The organism is Cupriavidus sp. IDO (assembly GCF_000812465.1).
In the GTDB taxonomy this organism is placed as follows: Bacteria; Pseudomonadota; Gammaproteobacteria; order Burkholderiales; family Burkholderiaceae; genus Cupriavidus.
In genome coordinates, this window is the sequence record NZ_JWMA01000044.1 from 192,487 (window position 1) to 208,546 (window position 16,060).

General features: G+C 66.9%; 12 protein-coding genes and 2 riboswitches. Of the genes, 4 read left to right on the forward strand and 8 right to left on the reverse strand.

What is annotated here, in order from left to right:
- Nucleotides 1-128 precede the first annotated feature (128 nt).
- The 6 genes from RM96_RS15265 to RM96_RS15290 form a co-directional block, all read right to left on the reverse strand.
- Nucleotides 129-1,505 carry an L-serine ammonia-lyase gene (locus tag RM96_RS15265; RefSeq protein ID WP_039011716.1) on the reverse strand — a complete coding sequence of 459 codons (1,377 nt, stop codon included), beginning with the start codon at nucleotides 1,503-1,505 and terminating at the stop codon, nucleotides 129-131.
- A gap of 34 nt (nucleotides 1,506-1,539) precedes the next feature.
- Complete coding sequence (locus RM96_RS15270) at nucleotides 1,540-2,070, reverse strand: DUF421 domain-containing protein (RefSeq protein ID WP_039011719.1); 531 nt, start codon at nucleotides 2,068-2,070, stop codon at nucleotides 1,540-1,542.
- 105 nt (nucleotides 2,071-2,175) lie between these two features.
- Nucleotides 2,176-5,094 (reverse strand): aminomethyl-transferring glycine dehydrogenase, encoded by a 2,919-nt coding sequence (gcvP, locus tag RM96_RS15275; RefSeq protein WP_039011721.1) that lies wholly within the window; start codon nucleotides 5,092-5,094, stop codon nucleotides 2,176-2,178.
- A gap of 69 nt (nucleotides 5,095-5,163) precedes the next feature.
- On the reverse strand, nucleotides 5,164-5,544 hold the full coding sequence (gcvH, locus tag RM96_RS15280; RefSeq protein WP_039011722.1) for a glycine cleavage system protein GcvH: 381 nt from the start codon (nucleotides 5,542-5,544) through the stop codon (nucleotides 5,164-5,166).
- 93 nt (nucleotides 5,545-5,637) lie between these two features.
- Nucleotides 5,638-6,765, reverse strand: coding sequence for a glycine cleavage system aminomethyltransferase GcvT (gene gcvT, locus RM96_RS15285; RefSeq protein WP_039011724.1), 1,128 nt, complete (start codon nucleotides 6,763-6,765; stop codon nucleotides 5,638-5,640).
- A 99-nt stretch (nucleotides 6,766-6,864) separates the two neighbouring features.
- Nucleotides 6,865-6,990: riboswitch (glycine riboswitch) on the reverse strand.
- 21 nt (nucleotides 6,991-7,011) lie between these two features.
- Nucleotides 7,012-7,100: riboswitch (glycine riboswitch) on the reverse strand.
- Nucleotides 7,101-7,180: 80 nt separating this feature from the next.
- Nucleotides 7,181-7,408, reverse strand: a complete 228-nt coding sequence (locus RM96_RS15290) for a glycine zipper 2TM domain-containing protein (RefSeq protein WP_039011725.1) — start codon at nucleotides 7,406-7,408, stop codon at nucleotides 7,181-7,183.
- 259 nt (nucleotides 7,409-7,667) lie between these two features.
- Here RM96_RS15290 and RM96_RS15295 point away from each other — a divergent pair, with 259 nt between their 5' ends.
- From RM96_RS15295 to RM96_RS15305, 3 genes are all read left to right on the forward strand, one after another.
- Nucleotides 7,668-9,764 carry a UvrD-helicase domain-containing protein gene (locus RM96_RS15295; protein WP_039011726.1) on the forward strand — a complete coding sequence of 699 codons (2,097 nt, stop codon included), beginning with the start codon at nucleotides 7,668-7,670 and terminating at the stop codon, nucleotides 9,762-9,764.
- A 346-nt stretch (nucleotides 9,765-10,110) separates the two neighbouring features.
- Nucleotides 10,111-10,839, forward strand: a complete 729-nt coding sequence (locus RM96_RS15300) for a response regulator (protein ID WP_039011728.1) — start codon at nucleotides 10,111-10,113, stop codon at nucleotides 10,837-10,839.
- A 4-nt stretch (nucleotides 10,840-10,843) separates the two neighbouring features.
- Nucleotides 10,844-11,935, forward strand: coding sequence for an ATP-binding protein (locus RM96_RS15305; RefSeq protein ID WP_039011730.1), 1,092 nt, complete (start codon nucleotides 10,844-10,846; stop codon nucleotides 11,933-11,935).
- Here the strand turns inward: RM96_RS15305 and RM96_RS15310 are convergent.
- Nucleotides 11,921-13,072, reverse strand: a complete 1,152-nt coding sequence (locus tag RM96_RS15310; protein WP_039011731.1) for an ABC transporter substrate-binding protein — start codon at nucleotides 13,070-13,072, stop codon at nucleotides 11,921-11,923. The two genes, RM96_RS15305 and RM96_RS15310, sit on opposite strands and share 15 nt — an antisense overlap.
- A gap of 205 nt (nucleotides 13,073-13,277) precedes the next feature.
- On the opposite strand from RM96_RS15310, the gene hemN reads away from it, so the two are divergent.
- Nucleotides 13,278-14,756 carry an oxygen-independent coproporphyrinogen III oxidase gene (gene hemN, locus RM96_RS15315; protein WP_039011733.1) on the forward strand — a complete coding sequence of 493 codons (1,479 nt, stop codon included), beginning with the start codon at nucleotides 13,278-13,280 and terminating at the stop codon, nucleotides 14,754-14,756.
- A gap of 71 nt (nucleotides 14,757-14,827) precedes the next feature.
- Here the strand turns inward: hemN and RM96_RS15320 are convergent, their stop codons facing one another.
- A complete protein-coding gene (locus tag RM96_RS15320; protein ID WP_039011734.1) occupies nucleotides 14,828-15,718 on the reverse strand; it encodes a c-type cytochrome in 891 nt (296 codons plus the stop codon).
- Nucleotides 15,719-16,060: the final 342 nt, after the last annotated feature.

The following is a 16,060-nucleotide window of genomic DNA, read 5'->3' on the forward strand; positions in this document are numbered from 1 at the left end:
GTGAGCAGGATGACGCCGGCAACGGCGAGCCACAGCGCCGCGCCTGCAAACGACCTTGCAATGTGCGACAGGCGTGCGCCGCAGCCCCGGGGGGATTGCCGGTTGCAGTCGGACATGGGCGCCGGGCGTCAGCATTCCACGATATTCACCGCCAGCCCGCCGCGCGCCGTCTCCTTGTATTTGGTCTTCATGTCGGCGCCGGTTTCGCGCATGGTCTTGATGACCGAGTCGAGCGAGACATAGTGCGTGCCGTCGCCGCGCAGCGCCATGCGCGCCGCGTTGACGGCCTTGACCGAGGCCATCGCATTGCGTTCGATGCACGGAATCTGCACCAGCCCGCCGACCGGATCGCAGGTCAGGCCGAGGTTGTGCTCCATGCCGATCTCGGCCGCGTTCTCGACCTGCGCCGGGCTGCCGCCCGTCACCGCAGCCAGCGCGCCCGCCGCCATCGAGCAGGCCACGCCGACTTCACCCTGGCAGCCGACTTCGGCGCCCGAAATCGAAGCATTGAGCTTGTACAGCAGGCCGATCGCGCCGGCGGTCAGCAGGAAATCGACCACGCCCTGCGTGTTGGCGCCCGGCACAAAGCGGTCGTAGTAATGCAGCACGGCCGGAATGATGCCGGCAGCGCCATTGGTCGGAGCGGTAACCACGCGGCCACCGGCGGCGTTCTCTTCATTGACGGCGATGGCGTACAGGTTGATCCATTCCATCACCGAAAGCGGATCGGACAGCGTGCGTTCCGCACGTTCGGTCAGGCTGCGGAACAGCTCCGGCGCGCGGCGGCGCACCTTGAACGGACCCGGCAACACGCCATCGGTACGGCAGCCGCGCGCGACGCAGGCCTGCATCACGTCCCAGATATGCAGCAGGCCGCTGGTGATTTCCGCCTCGCTGCGCCAGGTCAGTTCGTTTTCCATCATCAGCCGGGCAATGCTCTTGCCGCTGGCGGTGGCCATCTCCAGCATGTCCTTGCCGCTGCGGAACGGGTGCGGCAATTGTTGCGCCGCGTTCAGCACCTGCGTGTTGGGCGCGCCGGCCGTGACGACGAAGCCGCCGCCGACCGACAGGTAACGCGCCTCGCGCAGCGATGCGCCGCCGGCATCGTAGGCGTGGAACTTCATGCCGTTGGGATGCTCGGCCAGCGCCTCGCGCCGGTAGAAGGCAATCTGTTCCTTCTCGACGAACGGCACGACGTGCTTGCCGAGGATCGACAACTCGCGGCTGGCGCGCAGCGCGGCCAGGCGCGCGTCGATGGAGTCGGGATCGATGGTATCGGGCGCCTCGCCCATCAGGCCGAGGATCACGCCCTTGTCGGTACCGTGGCCTTTACCGGTGGCGCCCAGCGAGCCATACAGCTCAACACGCACACTCGCCACCTGCGGCAGCAGGCCGTCGCGCTCCAGCCCCTGGGCAAACATCAGGGCGGCGCGCATCGGGCCCACCGTGTGCGAGCTCGACGGGCCGATACCCACCTTGAACAGATCGAAGACGCTGACTGCCACGGAAGACTCCAGAAAAATGGCTCTGGGGGAGGGCTCAGACCGATTCGTCCAGGCCCGGGTCGCTCCAGATCGATGCGGTTCCGGCAGGCGCCGCGGCGGCGTGCTGGCGGGTCTTGACCGAGATGGTGCCGTCGGTCTCCAGGATCGCGAAGTGCACGTCCGTCGCGTTGTCGCAGCCGGCGTGGCGCAAGGCCTTGTGCAAGTCGTCAGAGGTGATGCGTTCGCGTTCCATCACGTCGCGGAACACCTTGCCGTCGTGGATCAGGAACTGCGGGCGGCCCTCAACGAGCTTTTCCAGCCGCCGGCTGCGCCAGGTCAGGAAGCCGAGGGCCGCATTGGCTCCGACGAGCGTGACAGCCAGGATCAGCCCCGCGGTGACGGAGTTGTCCCCGGCGTTCATGGCGTTCTGCACGGCATTCGAAAGCACCAGCAGCAGCACCAGGTCGAACGGCGTGAGCTGGCCGATCTGGCGCTTGCCAGAGAGGCGCAGCAGCACCAGCACCGCGCCGTAGACAATCAGTCCCCGCAGGACGAATTCCCACCATGGGGCACTCAGATTCCACATGCAGCCTCCGCCCAGGACGGGCACCGCACGGCGCGGCGCCCCTATGTCGAGCATAGTGCTTTGGCGGGCTCCCGGGTTGCCCGAGAAGCCCGCCAGACCGGACCCTCAGTCCTGATACTCGCTCATCGGCACACAGGCGCAGAACAGGTTGCGGTCGCCGTACACGTTGTCGGCACGGCCGACCGGCGGCCAGTACTTCTGCGTGCGCAGCGATCCCACCGGATAGGCCGCCTCCTCGCGCGTGTACTTGTGTGTCCACTCGTTGGCGGTCACCACTGCGGCGGTGTGCGGCGCGTTCTTCAGCGGGTTGTCCTCGCGGTCGAAGGTGTCGTCGGCGACGCGGCCGATTTCCTGGCGGATGGCGATCATGGCGTCAATGAAACGGTCCAGCTCGTGCAAGGCCTCGCTCTCGGTCGGCTCGATCATCAGCGTGCCCGGCACCGGGAAGCTCATGGTCGGGGCGTGGAAGCCGTAGTCCATCAGGCGCTTGGCCACGTCTTCGTTGCTGATGCCCGTGTCCTTCTGCAGCGGGCGCAGGTCCAGGATGCACTCGTGCGCAACCAGCTCGTGCTGGCCCGTGTACAGGACCGGGAAGTACGGCGACAGGCGCTTGGCTACATAATTGGCCGCCAGGATTGCATTCTCGGTAGCGGCGGTCAGGCCGGCCGAGCCCATCATCGCGATGTACATCCACGAGATCGGCAGGATGCTGGCCGAGCCGAACGGCGCGGCGGACACGCCACCAATGCCGTTGTCGTCGCGGCGATAGCCCACGCTGTCCTGGTTCGGCAGGAAGTCCGCGAGGTGCGCGCCGACCGCCACCGGGCCTACGCCCGGGCCGCCGCCGCCGTGCGGAATGCAGAAAGTCTTGTGCAGGTTCAGGTGCGACACGTCGCCGCCGAACTGGCCCGGCGCGGCCGTGCCGACCATCGCGTTCATATTGGCACCGTCCACGTAGACCTGGCCGCCGTGCTTGTGCACGATTTCGCAAATCTGCTGCACACCCTGCTCGAACACGCCGTGCGTCGACGGGTAGGTGATCATGATCGCAGCCAGGTTCTTGCTGTGCTGCTCGGCCTTTTTCGCCAGGTCATCCAGATCGACGTTGCCGTTCTCGTCGCAGGCGACCACCACCACCTTCATGCCGGCCATCTGTGCCGAGGCCGGGTTGGTGCCGTGCGCGGAGGAGGGGATCAGGCAGATGTCGCGATGGCTCTCGCCGCGGCTTGCATGGTAGGCGTGGATGATCAGCAGGCCGGCGTACTCGCCCTGCGAGCCGGCGTTGGGCTGCAGGCTCACGGCGGCGTAGCCGGTGGCGGCGCACAGCATCGCCTCGAGCTGGTCGATCATCTCGCGGTAGCCCACGGTCTGGTCCAACGGCGCGAACGGGTGGATCTTGCTGAATTCGGGCCACGTCACCGGGATCATCTCGCTGGTGGCGTTCAGCTTCATCGTGCACGAGCCCAGCGGGATCATGGTGCGGTCCAGCGCCAGGTCCTTGTCGGCCAGCATGCGCAAGTAGCGCAGCATCTCGTGCTCGGCGTGGTGCGTGTTGAAGACCGGGTGCGTCAGGTAGGCGCTCTCGCGGGCAAGGCCGGCCGGGTAGGCATCCTGCGCGGCGGCTTCCTGCGCATCGAAGTCGGGCACGGGCTTGCCGTGCGCGAAGATTTCCCAAAGCGTGACGACGTCCTCGCGCGTTGCGGTCTCGTCCAGCGAGATGCCGACGCGCGTGGCGCTGACGTGGCGCAGGTTGATGCCGCGCGCGGTCGCTGCCGCGTGGAACGCTTCGGTGTTGAAGCCGGTTTCCAGCGTCAGCGTGTCGAAGAAGGTGGTGTTGGTACGCACATGGCCGAGCGCGGCCAGGCCGGCGGCCAGCGTCGCGGTCAGGCGGTGCACGCGCTGGGCAATACGCTTGAGGCCCTGCGGGCCGTGGTAGACCGCGTACATCGACGCCATCACCGCCAGCAGCACCTGCGCGGTACAGATGTTCGAGGTCGCTTTCTCGCGGCGGATATGCTGCTCGCGCGTCTGCAGCGCCAGGCGGTAGGCCTTGTTGCCCTGCGCATCGATAGTGACGCCGACCAGGCGGCCCGGCATCGAGCGCTTGAAGGCATCCTTCACCGCCATGTAGCCGGCGTGCGGGCCGCCAAAGCCCAGCGGCACGCCAAAGCGCTGCGAGTTGCCGACGGCGACGTCGGCGCCCCATTCGCCGGGGGCTGCGATCAGTGTCAGCGCCAGCAGGTCGGCCGCCGCCACCACCAGGCCGCCGGCAGCGTGCACGGCGTCGGCAATGGCGCGGTAGTCGTTCACGTCGCCGTTCACGCCCGGGTATTGCAGCAGCACGCCAAAGGCGTGCGCACCAGCGGCTTCGGCGGCGGGGCCGACCTTGACTTCAATACCCAGCGGCAAGGCGCGCGTGCGTACCACTTCCAGCGTCTGCGGCAGCACGTCGTCAGCCACGTAGAAGGTGTTCGACGCATGCTTGTTCACGCGCTGCAGCAGCGTCATGGCTTCGGCGGCGGCGGTGCCTTCGTCCAGCATCGACGCATTGGCGATGTCCAGGCCGGTCAGGTCCGTGATCATCTGCTGGAAGTTCAGCATCGCCTCCAGGCGGCCTTGCGAGATTTCCGGCTGGTAGGGCGTGTACGCGGTGTACCAGGCCGGGTTCTCGAAGATGTTGCGCAGGATGACGGCGGGCGTCAGGGTGTTGTAGTAGCCCTGGCCGATAAAGCTCTTGAGGACCTTGTTCTTGCCGGCCAGGCCACGCAGTCTGGCCAGCGCCGCTTCCTCGGTCAGCGGTTCGGTGAATTCGCCCATCGGCATGCCGTCGCGCCGCCGGATGGCCTCGGGGATGACAGCATCGATCAGCGCGGCGCGGGTGTCGTAGCCGAGCACCTTCAGCATGTGCTGCTGTTCGGGGGTATCGGGGCCGATATGACGGGCGGCGAAGGCGTCGCGCGCCTCCAGTTCGGCCAGCGTGGGCCGGTTACCTTGGGCGGCTTTCATGGGAAGCGGGGCGTTCATTGGCAAGAACCTCGTTGACGCGTGCGGCGCGGTGGTCAGCCGGCCGCACGCTGCATGGACTGGCGGGCTTTATGCGCCGACGCTGGCCTTGTAGGCATCGGCCGACATCAGGCCGTTCACGTCGTCGGCGTTGGCCGGCTTGAGCTTGAACAGCCACGCATCGAAGGCGTTGGCGTTCACGCTCTCGGGCGCGGCGGTGGCGGCCTCGTTGACGGCGATCACTTCGCCGGCCACCGGGGCGTAGATGTCGGAAGCGGCCTTCACCGATTCCACCACCGCCAGCGCGTCGCCGGCACCAACTGACCTGCCCACTTCGGGCAGTTCCAGGAAGACGATGTCGCCCAGCGCGTCCTGCGCGTGGTCGGTAATGCCGATGGTCAGCGTGCCGTCGGCTTCGACGCGCACCCACTCATGCGACTCGGTGTACTTGAGGTCAGCGGGGAAATTCATGAAGGTTCTCCGGATACAGATTTGATTCTTGTTTGGGTGACGCCTGCCCGGTCAGTTTGCCGGCAGGCGCGAGGGCGACCGTGGTTGCGAGCCTTAGCTCACGAGTGCCTTGCCATTGCGCACAAACGGCAGTTTAACCACAGTCGCGGCGAGTTTGCGGTCGCGGATCTCCACCTGCACGGTGTCGCCGACGGCTACACCCTTCGGCAGGCGGGCAAAGGCGATGGACTGGGACAGCGAAGGGCTGAAGGTGCCGCTGGTGATTTCACCGTCACCGGCGGCCGTGATCACTTTCTGGTGGGCGCGCAGCACGCCGCCCTTGTCACGCAGGATCAGGCCCAGGAACTGCTGGCGCTGGCCGGCGGCGGCGAGAGCCGCCTTGCCGGTGAAATCGCGCTCGCTCTGCAGATCCACGGTCCAGGCCAGGCCCGCGTCCAGCGGCGAGGTGTTGATGTCCATGTCCTGGCCGTACAGGTTCATGCCGGCTTCCAGGCGCAGCGTGTCGCGCGCGCCAAGGCCGGCCGGGCGCACGCCGGCGGCTTGCAGCTTTTCCCAGACGGCGGCCACGCTGGCGGCGGACACGACCAGCTCATAGCCGTCTTCGCCGGTGTAACCGGTGCGCGCAACCATGACTTCGCCGATGGCCGGGTCCTGCACCACCAGGGCGTTGAAGGGCTTCAGGGCATCGGCAGGCTGCGTGGACGGGAACGCCTGCCACACTTTGGCGCGGGCATTGGGGCCTTGCACTGCGACGATCGCCAGCGGCTCGACATCGTCCGGGGCCACGTCGCCGCGGCGCGGGGTGATCGTCACGTCGCTGCCGGTGGCCGCATTGCGGGCGGCAATCCATTCGATATCGCCAACGGCCGTGCTGGCATTCACCACCAGGCGGAAGCGGTCTTCAGCAAAGAAATAGACGATCAGGTCGTCGATGACGCCGCCCTTTTCGTCGAGCATGCAGGAATAGAGCGCCTTGCCCGGCGTCTGCAGCTTGTCGACATTGTTGGCGAGAAGTCCGCGCAGGAAGGCGCGGGTGTTGGGGCCGGTGAGGTCGACCACGCACATATGGGAAACGTCGAACATGCCGGCGTCCGTGCGCACGGCGTGGTGCTCTTCGATCTGGGAGCCGTAATTCACCGGCATGTCCCAGCCGCCGAAATCGACCATGCGGGCGCCGAGTGCGCGGTGGATGGCGTTGAGGGGCGTGGCCTGGAGCGTCATGGAATCCTCGGGGGCAATCTCGGGTTGAGAAAACAAAAAAGGGCCATCCGCCGCAACGATCGCCGCGCCAGTCAAATGGCGTGGCAATCCGCTGCGGCGGATGACCCCTCTGTCCTCGATACCTGAGAGATTACAAGGCGAGCCTTCCGGCCCGGTCCTCGTGCGCCCCTTCGGTGGGCACGCTCGCCGTATTGATGGCGGGTGCCGCTCTCCAGAGTGCGGCATGCATTGTGTGCATGTTGCATGCCGATCCGATCGGTCCGTGGTGCCTGAGAGTTTTCGGGTGATACCCCTTCGGCGGCGCAAGCTCCTGCGCGCTCTCCCGGTCGGATGCGCGCAATGTACGGGAGGCCCCGGGCTTTGTCAAACCTGGGCCGGGGCCTTCCGGACAACGGTTATCGGCCGGGCGCCTGCCTTACCTCTTGTGGTCGTCAGTGACCACATTCCCGATCACGCCGCCGACGGCTGCGCCGCCCAGCGTACCCAGCGCACTGCCGTTGGTCAGCACTGCGCCGCCCACGGCACCTGCACCCGCGCCAATAGCGGTATTACGCTGTTTTGGCGTCATGTCCGAACAGCCCGCGAAGGCCGCGACCGTCACGCCGATCAGGGTCACCTTGGTCAAAGTCTGTAGGGTTCTCATTATTGGCTCCGGTGTGATGAATCAGACATGTCCGGCACGCAAGGCACGCCAGGACATAACTGTTAGAGGCGAGCGCCGTGCGCTTGGCTCCGGGCTTTACGAAGTGTTACTCCGATGAAACGGCCACGCCGGAAAATGCGATGGCCGCTGACTGACCGGGCCGCGCATGCGTGTTAACATCATCCGCTTTGCTGCCGCAGGCCCGTGTTGCCTGTGAGGCGCTCGCCGGCCTTCCTTCCTTTCCCCCAATCGCTCCCGCATGACCCACGGCCTGAATTCCGCCCAATCCGAAGCCGTCCGCTACCTGGACGGGCCTTGCCTGGTGCTGGCCGGAGCGGGCTCGGGCAAGACGCGTGTGATCACCCAGAAGATCGCGCACCTGATCGAGGACAAAGGCTTCGAGCCGCGCCATATCGCTGCCGTCACCTTCACCAACAAGGCGGCCAAGGAGATGCAGGAGCGCATCGGCAAGCTGATGGAGGGCAAGACCACGCGCGAGGGCAAGCGGCTGCCGCTCAAGCAGCTCACGATCTGTACCTTCCACTCGCTGGGCGTGCAGATCCTGCGCTTGGAAGCTGAGCACGTCGGGCTCAAGCCGCAGTTCTCGATCATGGATTCCGACGACTGCTTCGGCCTGATCCAGGAGCAGCTAGGCACCACCGACAAGAAGCTGATCCGCGGCGTGCAGAGCACGATCTCGCTGTGGAAGAACGGTATGGTCGATCCGGAAGCCGCCATCGCCCAGGCCGCCAATGCCGACGAGCACCAGGCCGCGCTGGTCTACCGCAACTACGTGGCCACGCTGCACGCCTACCAGGCGGTGGACTTCGACGACCTGATCCGCCTGCCGGCCGAGCTGTTCGCGCGCAATGAAACGGTGCAGCTCAAGTGGCAGAACCGCCTGCGCTACTTCCTGGTGGACGAATACCAGGACACCAACGCCTGCCAGTACCAGCTGCTCAAGCTGCTGGCGGGCGGCTCGCACCTGCGCGCGCCTGCCTTTACCGCGGTGGGCGACGACGACCAGGCCATCTACGGCTGGCGCGGCGCCACGCTGGACAACCTGCGCCTGCTGCAGACCGATTTCCCCGACCTGAAGGTCGTCAAGCTGGAGCAGAACTACCGCTCCACCGTGCGCATCCTGGAAGCGGCCAACGCGGTCATCGCAAACAATCCCAAGCTGTTCGACAAGAAGCTGTGGAGCGAGCACGGCATGGGCGACCCCATCGCCATCCATCCGATGAACGATGAGGAGCACGAGGCCGAGTCGGTGGTGTTCCGCCTGTCCGCCCACAAGTTCGAGCGCCGCGCGCAGTTCCGCGACTACGCCATCCTGTACCGCGGCAACCACCAGGCGCGGCTGTTCGAGCAGATCCTGCGGCGCGAGCGCATCCCGTATGTCCTGTCGGGAGGCCAGAGCTTCTTCGACAAGGCCGAGATCAAGGACATCTGCGCCTACCTGCGCCTGATCGCCAACCCCGACGACGACCCCGCTTTCATCCGCGCCATCACCACGCCGCGCCGCGGCGTCGGCAACACAACGCTCGAAGTGCTGGGCACCTTTGCCGGGCAGGCCAAGGTCTCGCTGTTCGAGGCGGCCATGATGGGCGGCATCGAGGGCAAGCTGCAGCCGCGCCAGCTGGAGCCGCTGCGCGTGTTCTGCGAATCGATGGTGCGCCTGGCGGACCGCGCGGCCAAGGATCCGGCCACGCAGGTGCTGGACGACCTGATGGAAGGCATCCACTACGAGGCCTACCTCTACGACGCCTTCGACGAGCGCCAGGCCCAGTCGCGCTGGACCAACACGCTCGAATTCCTCGACTGGCTCAAGCGCAAGGGCACCAAGCCCGAGCAGGAAGGCGAGGGGGAAGCCACCGGTTTTGACAATGCCGATGGCCTTGGCGACGAAGGCAAGAACCTGCTCGAGCTGACCCAGACCGTGGCCTTGATGAGCATGCTCGAAGGCCGCGAGGAAGATCCCGACGCCGTGCGCCTGTCGACGCTGCATGCGTCCAAGGGGCTGGAGTATCCGCACGTGTTCCTGGTCGGCGTGGAAGAGGGCATCCTGCCCCACTGCCGCGAGGACGAGGATATGAGCGACGAAAAGATCGAGGAAGAACGCCGCCTGATGTACGTGGGCATCACGCGGGCGCAGCGCAGCCTGCACATCAGCTGGTGCAAGAAGCGCAAGCGTGCGCGGGAAACCTACTCTTGCGAGCCATCGCGCTTTATCGCCGAGATGAAGATCGAGGAGGCGCCCGCGCCGAAGGACGAGACACCGGCGATGAGTCCGAAGGACCGGCTTGGTGCGCTCAAGGCGTTGCTGGGCAGTGCGGGAAAGACCGCCGCCAGCTGATCCTGCTCACTGCAACGCTCTCGATACAAAGTTCTACCAGCACGACAAGACGGCGTCCGCAGCCATCGTTAGCATGATCGCTGTGCCGGGAAGCCGTTCTCTTCCGGTGCGCCGGACCGTCGCGTCTGGATTTTTCCCTGTTATTTGCCCCCGGGTGCGGTAGTGCCTTGGGGGCGTTTTCTTTGGGGCTTCGCCAGATTGCGGTTCGGATGCGCCTGCCTGCGAAGGAACCCCGGCAAGCCTGCGTATCAAACTTGATACAAAGCCGGCACAGCCCGGGCACCCCGAACTGATAAAGTGGGAATCCGCTTTCCCCCGCCCGCCACGGCAGCCCATCCGTCGCCTCATGGATTTTTCCCTCACGCTCCCGATTCGCCTGCTGATCGTCGACGACGATCCCCAGATCCGCGCCATGCTGGCCGAATACCTGTCCACCTTCGGCATGGAGGCCGATGGCGTGGAAGGCGGAGTCGAGATGCGGCGGGCGATGATGGCCACGCCCTACGACCTGGTCATCCTCGACCTGTCGCTGCCTGGCGAAAACGGACTGGCACTGTGCCGGGAACTGCGCGCGCAGACCGACGTCGCGGTGATCATGCTGACCGCGCGTGCCGAACTGGCCGATCGCGTGGTCGGGCTGGAAGTCGGCGCCGACGACTATGTCACCAAGCCTTTCGAGATGCGCGAACTGGTGGCCCGCATCCATACCGTCCTGCGGCGCAGCCGTGGCGATGCGCGCCGGGCGCCGGCGCCGTCTGGCCACGAGCTGCGCTTTGGCGACTGGCGCCTGAACACCACGCTGCGCCAGCTGGTGGACAGGGAGGAGGTGGTGGTGCCGCTGTCCAATGCCGAATTCCGGCTGCTGCTGACCTTCGTCGAGCATCCCAACCGCGTGCTGGACCGCGAGCTGCTGATCAGCCAGGCGCGCGGACGCGGACTGGAAGTGTTCGACCGCAGCATCGACCTGCTGGTTTCGCGCCTGCGCCAGAAGCTGCGCGACGATCCGCGCGACCCGGCGCTGATCCGCACCGTGCGCGGCGAGGGCTACGTGTTCACCGCCACGCTGGAGGGCTGACGCCATGCGCCGCCTCGCGCGCTACGACTCGATGTTCGTGCGGCTATTCCTGGTGATGGCGTCGATCATGCTCGCGATGCACTTGCTCGGCATGACCGTGATCGAAAGCCTGTTTCCGCGCCCCGGCCTGGAGCACCGGCTGCGTGACGAAGCGGGCGGCCCGCCGCCGCCCGCCATCCCGGGCCCTGCCGGCGAGATGCGTCCTGGGCCGCCGCCGGGCGGGCATCCGCACCCGCCGCGCTGGCCGTGGCCACCACACCTGGGCCTGCTGTTCCAGGTCGGGGCCATCGTCGCCGCCTCGTGGGCAGGCGCGCGGCTGCTGGCGCGCCCGGTGCAGGAACTGGCCAGCGGTGCCGGGCGCCTGGCCCAGGATGTCCACGCACCACCGCTCGACGAGCATGCCGGGCCAGTCGAAGCCCGCGCCGCGGCGCATGCGCTCAATCACATGCAGCAGCGCATCCGCACCCAGCTGGCGCAGCAATCGCGCTTTCTCGCGGCCGTCTCGCATGACCTGCGCACGCCGCTGACGCGCATGAGCCTGCGCATCGAGCGCCTCGACAACAATGAGGTGCGCTACCGGCTGCGCCAGGACCTGGCGGAGATGAACGGCCTGATCGATGCCACCCTGTATTACCTGCGCGATCGCGACGAGGCTACGGGTCCGCGCCAGCGCGTCGATGTGCTGGCACTGCTGCAGGCCGTCGTCGACGATGCCACCGAGCTCGGCCACGATGTCACCCTCAGCGGCCAGGCCGCACCGCTGCTGGCCTATCCGGCCGAGTTGCGGCGCGCGGTGGTGAACCTGGTGGAGAACGCGCAGCGCTACGGCGGCGCGGCGCGCATCGTGCTGACCGACAGCAACGAGCGCGTGCTGATCGATGTGTGCGACGACGGCCCGGGCATTCCGCCGGAAGAGCTGCAGCGTGTGCTGGAGCCGTTCTATCGCGTCGAGGCCTCCCGTAGCCGCGCCACCGGCGGCGTCGGCATGGGGCTCTCGATTGCCGCCGACATCGTGGCCCGGCACGGCGGCGAACTCACCCTCGCCAATCGCAACGAGGGCGGCCTGCGGGTCCGCATCGCGCTACCGCGCGCCTGATGCCGCCAGCTGAACATACTGCGAGCCGCGCAGTCCGTGCGTGAAGTCCAGCGTGAAATCGCCTACGTCGATGCGTGCCTGCAACGCGCGGCGGATTTCCGCGAGACCGGGGCCGCGCGTCGTGGCCAGCGCCCGCGCCAGCCACGCCGCGCCGATATAGCCGGCCATCGTGGTTTGCGAGGGAGGCTCGTCCAGGTACTGCTTCATGCGGGCCACGTGTTCCTTGACGACGCGCAGCGTCGCCTCCTGCGGACCCGGTGCAACCTGCGTCAGCACGATGCCGCCGGAATAGCCGCTGCCGAGGATTTCACGTGCCGAGGTCGGGCTTACCGATGACAGCCCGACCAGGAAGCCATACCAGCCTTGCACCGCCAGTGCACGGCCGAGGCCGGCATACCCCAGTGTGTCGCCGGCCACGATCACCGCCCCGGGGCGCTGCGCGGCGATGCGTTTTGCCGCCGCATCCACATTGCCATCGAGCGGCACCGCCCGCGTGCCGATATCGCTTTCCAGCCGGGCCAGCCACGGGGTTCCCTTGCCGGATACGCCCGCGGCAAAGTCGGTCGAGACTGCCAGCGCCACACGCGTCAGGCCGTAGTTGCGCAACTGCCGTACCGCGGCATCGAGTTCGGCCTGATAGTCGGCGCGCGTGAACCAGACATTCTCTGCCGGCAGCGCCAGCCCCGACAGCGGCGCCACGATCTGCAGGCCGCGCCGCGCCAGTTCCGGCGAGGCGGCGAGCGCCGGCAGGATACGGTCGCCCGGGCCGAACAGCAGTTCGGCGTGCTCGCCGTCCATCATTGACACGGCCTGCGACACGCACAGGCGCGGATCGGCGTCGGCATCGCGCACCACATGGACGATGCGCAGCGCACCGCCGCTACTGGCATTGACCGCATCGAACAACACCTTGGCCCCGGCCAGGTAATCGCGCGCGAGGTCGGCCTGCGGGCCGATGCGGTCGACCAGATGGCCAATGACCACCGTGCGGCGCGCTGGCACCTGCGCATGGGCCAGTCCCGCCGGCAGGGCGAGGCTGGCGCCGATAGCGGTCATCAGGCGGCGCCGGCCGGGAGAAGCCGGCGACGGCTTGCCGCGCAGCGATGGGTACGTCTCGGAGTGGCGAATGGATGGCATGGAGTGGGGGTTGGCGTGGCGGCAGCGCAAAGGGCCGTGAAGGGCGCGGGCGCAGCCTATCGGGCCGATATGACAGTTATGTGACGCAACGCCCCCACTGGCGAGGGGGATGCGCTGGCATGACCGCCGCGCTTGATGTCCGTCAACGCCCCGCGCATGGGCCGGACCTACGATGAGCGGTCAAATTCCCACACCATCCGCCCCCATGAGCCATCCATCGGTGCCATCTTCCGCGCTCGACCCCCGCGCGCTGTCGGACTTCCGGGCCCTGGCCGGCCGCATCGACGGCAACGGCCCGCGCTACACCTCCTATCCCACCGCCGACCGCTTCCACACCGGCCTGGACGCAGCGGGCTACCACGCAGCCCTGGCCGCCTGCCGCGATAACGCGCCGGCACCGCTCTCGCTCTACCTGCACATTCCGTTCTGCGAGAACATCTGCTACTACTGCGGCTGCAACAAGATCATCACGCGCGACCATGGCCGCAGCGCCAGGTACGTCAGCTACCTCGGCCGCGAAATGGCGCTGGTCGCCGCGCAACTGGGCGGGCGGCGGCAGGTGATGCAGTCGCACTGGGGCGGCGGTACGCCCACCTTCCTGAACCCCGACGAGATGCGGCGCGTGATGGCGTCGCTGCACGAGCATTTCGAGCTGCTGCCGGACGGCGAACACTCCATCGAGATCGATCCGCGCCGCGTGGACCATGCGCGCATGGCGTTGCTCGCGGAACTCGGTTTCAATCGCGTCAGCCTCGGCGTACAGGATTTCGATCCCGAGGTGCAGCAGGCCATCCATCGCGTGCAGCCATTCGAAGAGACCCGCGCCGTGGTGGACGCCTCGCGCGAGCTGGGTTTCCGCTCGGTCAGCATCGACCTGATCTACGGCCTGCCGCACCAGACCACCGCGCGCTTTGCGGCGACCATCGACCGGGTGCTGACGCTGCGTCCGGACCGGCTGTCGGTCTACAGCTATGCGCACCTGCCGCATGTATTCAAGCCGCAGCGGCGCATCGACGAAACCGCCTTGCCACCCGCCGGCGAGAAGCTCGATATCCTGGTGTCGACCATCGAGCGGCTGACGGCGGCCGGTTATGTCTATATCGGCATGGATCACTTCGCACTGCCTGACGATGACCTTGCCATCGCGCAACGCGAGGGACGCCTGCAGCGCAATTTCCAGGGCTATTCCACGCATGCCGGCTATGACCAGCTTGGCCTGGGCATCTCCGCCATTGGCGCGGTGGCGGGGCGCTACGTGCAGAACGCCCGCACGCTGGACGACTATTACGGCGCCCTCGATGCCGGCCGCTTGCCGGTGATCCGCGGCTTTGCCATGACGACCGACGACCATCTGCGCAAGGAAATCATCGGCGCGCTGATGTGCAATGGCGTGCTAGACATCGCCGGGGTGGAAGCCCGCCATGGCGTCGATTTTGCCGCGACGTTCGCGGCGGAGCTGGAAGATCTCGATCGCCTGGCGCTCGACGGCCTGGTGCGGCGCGAGCCGGGGAGCATCGAAGTGACACCGCTCGGCCGCCTGCTGGTCCGGCGTGTGGCGATGGTGTTCGACCGCTATCTGCGGGAAGACGCGGCGCGTGCGGCGGAGCGCGTCCCGGAGCTGGCAAACGACGGCTCGCAAGTGATCCGGCTGGTGCCAAAGGCGAAATATTCGCGTGTGGTGTAGCTGGCCATACCTTCGGCGAACCATAAAAAAAGCCCGCGGCAATCGCGGGCTTTTGCTATCCGTTTGCAGACTTACTTGGCGGCGCCGGCCATGTAGTCCGCAGCGGCGATCACGTCGGCGTCCGGGCCGCCGTAGCCACCCTTCGGCGGCATCACGCCCTTGCCCTTCAGGGCGAAGTTGTGAACGGCGTCCATGCCTTCCTTCAGTCGCGGGGCCCAGGCGGCCTTGTCGCCGAACTTGGGCGCGCCGGCAACACCAGCGGCGTGGCAGGCTGCGCAGACTTGTTCATAGACCTTCTTGCCGGTGTCGGCCGAAGCCACGGCAGGCGCTGCGGCGGCGGCAGGAGCGGCAGCTGCCGGGGCGGGTGCGGCAGCCGGAGCCGGCGCAGCTGCTGCGGCCGGTGCTGCGCCTGCCTCCGATGCGGCGGCAGTGGCCGGCGCTGCGGCTGCCGGAGCCGGCGGCTCGGGGAACTTGGCGCCGCCAGCGTCGGCCATGAACACCACGGCGCGGGCGAGTTCGAAGTCGGCGTAGTCGTCGGCCGTGGTGCCGGCGCGCGGCTGCATGGCGCCCTTGCCGTGCAGCACCGAGTTCAGCAGGCCCTGGAAGCCCTGGCTGATGCGGCCGGCCCAGTCACCTGCGTTGCTGTACTTCGGCGCGCCCGCGGCACCCGTGGCGTGGCACGCCGCGCAGACTTCCTTGTAGACCTGTTCGCCGGTCTTGTAGACGCGCGGCGCGTTGGGATCCTTGATTTCGAGCGAGGCGACCGGCTTGATGCGGTTGTTGACGGCTTCCGCCGTGGTGACAGCTCCGGCACTTTCCGTGGAGCCATGTCCGACAAAATTGACCAGCAGGATGATCACGATGATCGGCACCAGGAAGGCTGCGATCACCACTGCAATCAGCTGCTTGGGCGTCTTGATGGGAGACTCGTGTTCGTCGTGTTCGTTGTGGACGTCGCTCATACAGAACTCTCAGTTTTGCAGGAAACCTTCTGGCCGCTCACGCTCGGCTTGCTTTGTCTGGCCCTAATCTGGCTTGGGTCTGTCGCTATCTGCGTGTCCGGACTGTCCCGGACCTGTCTCCCATTGGCGGCCGGCGTGCGGCTGCGTCTGGACGCAAATAGCTCGCGATTATAGCTCCAAAGGCCTCTTCCTAGGACGAAAAGCGGCGGTTGCGAGACGTTCCGGCACAGCTGCGGTCACCCTGACATGGACGCCTGACGGCAAACACGGTATCCTATGCGACTTTCCTGCGCCGGCGCTCGCCGTCGCAACCTGTAGTGAAAGCGGCCAGACAGGCCGCCG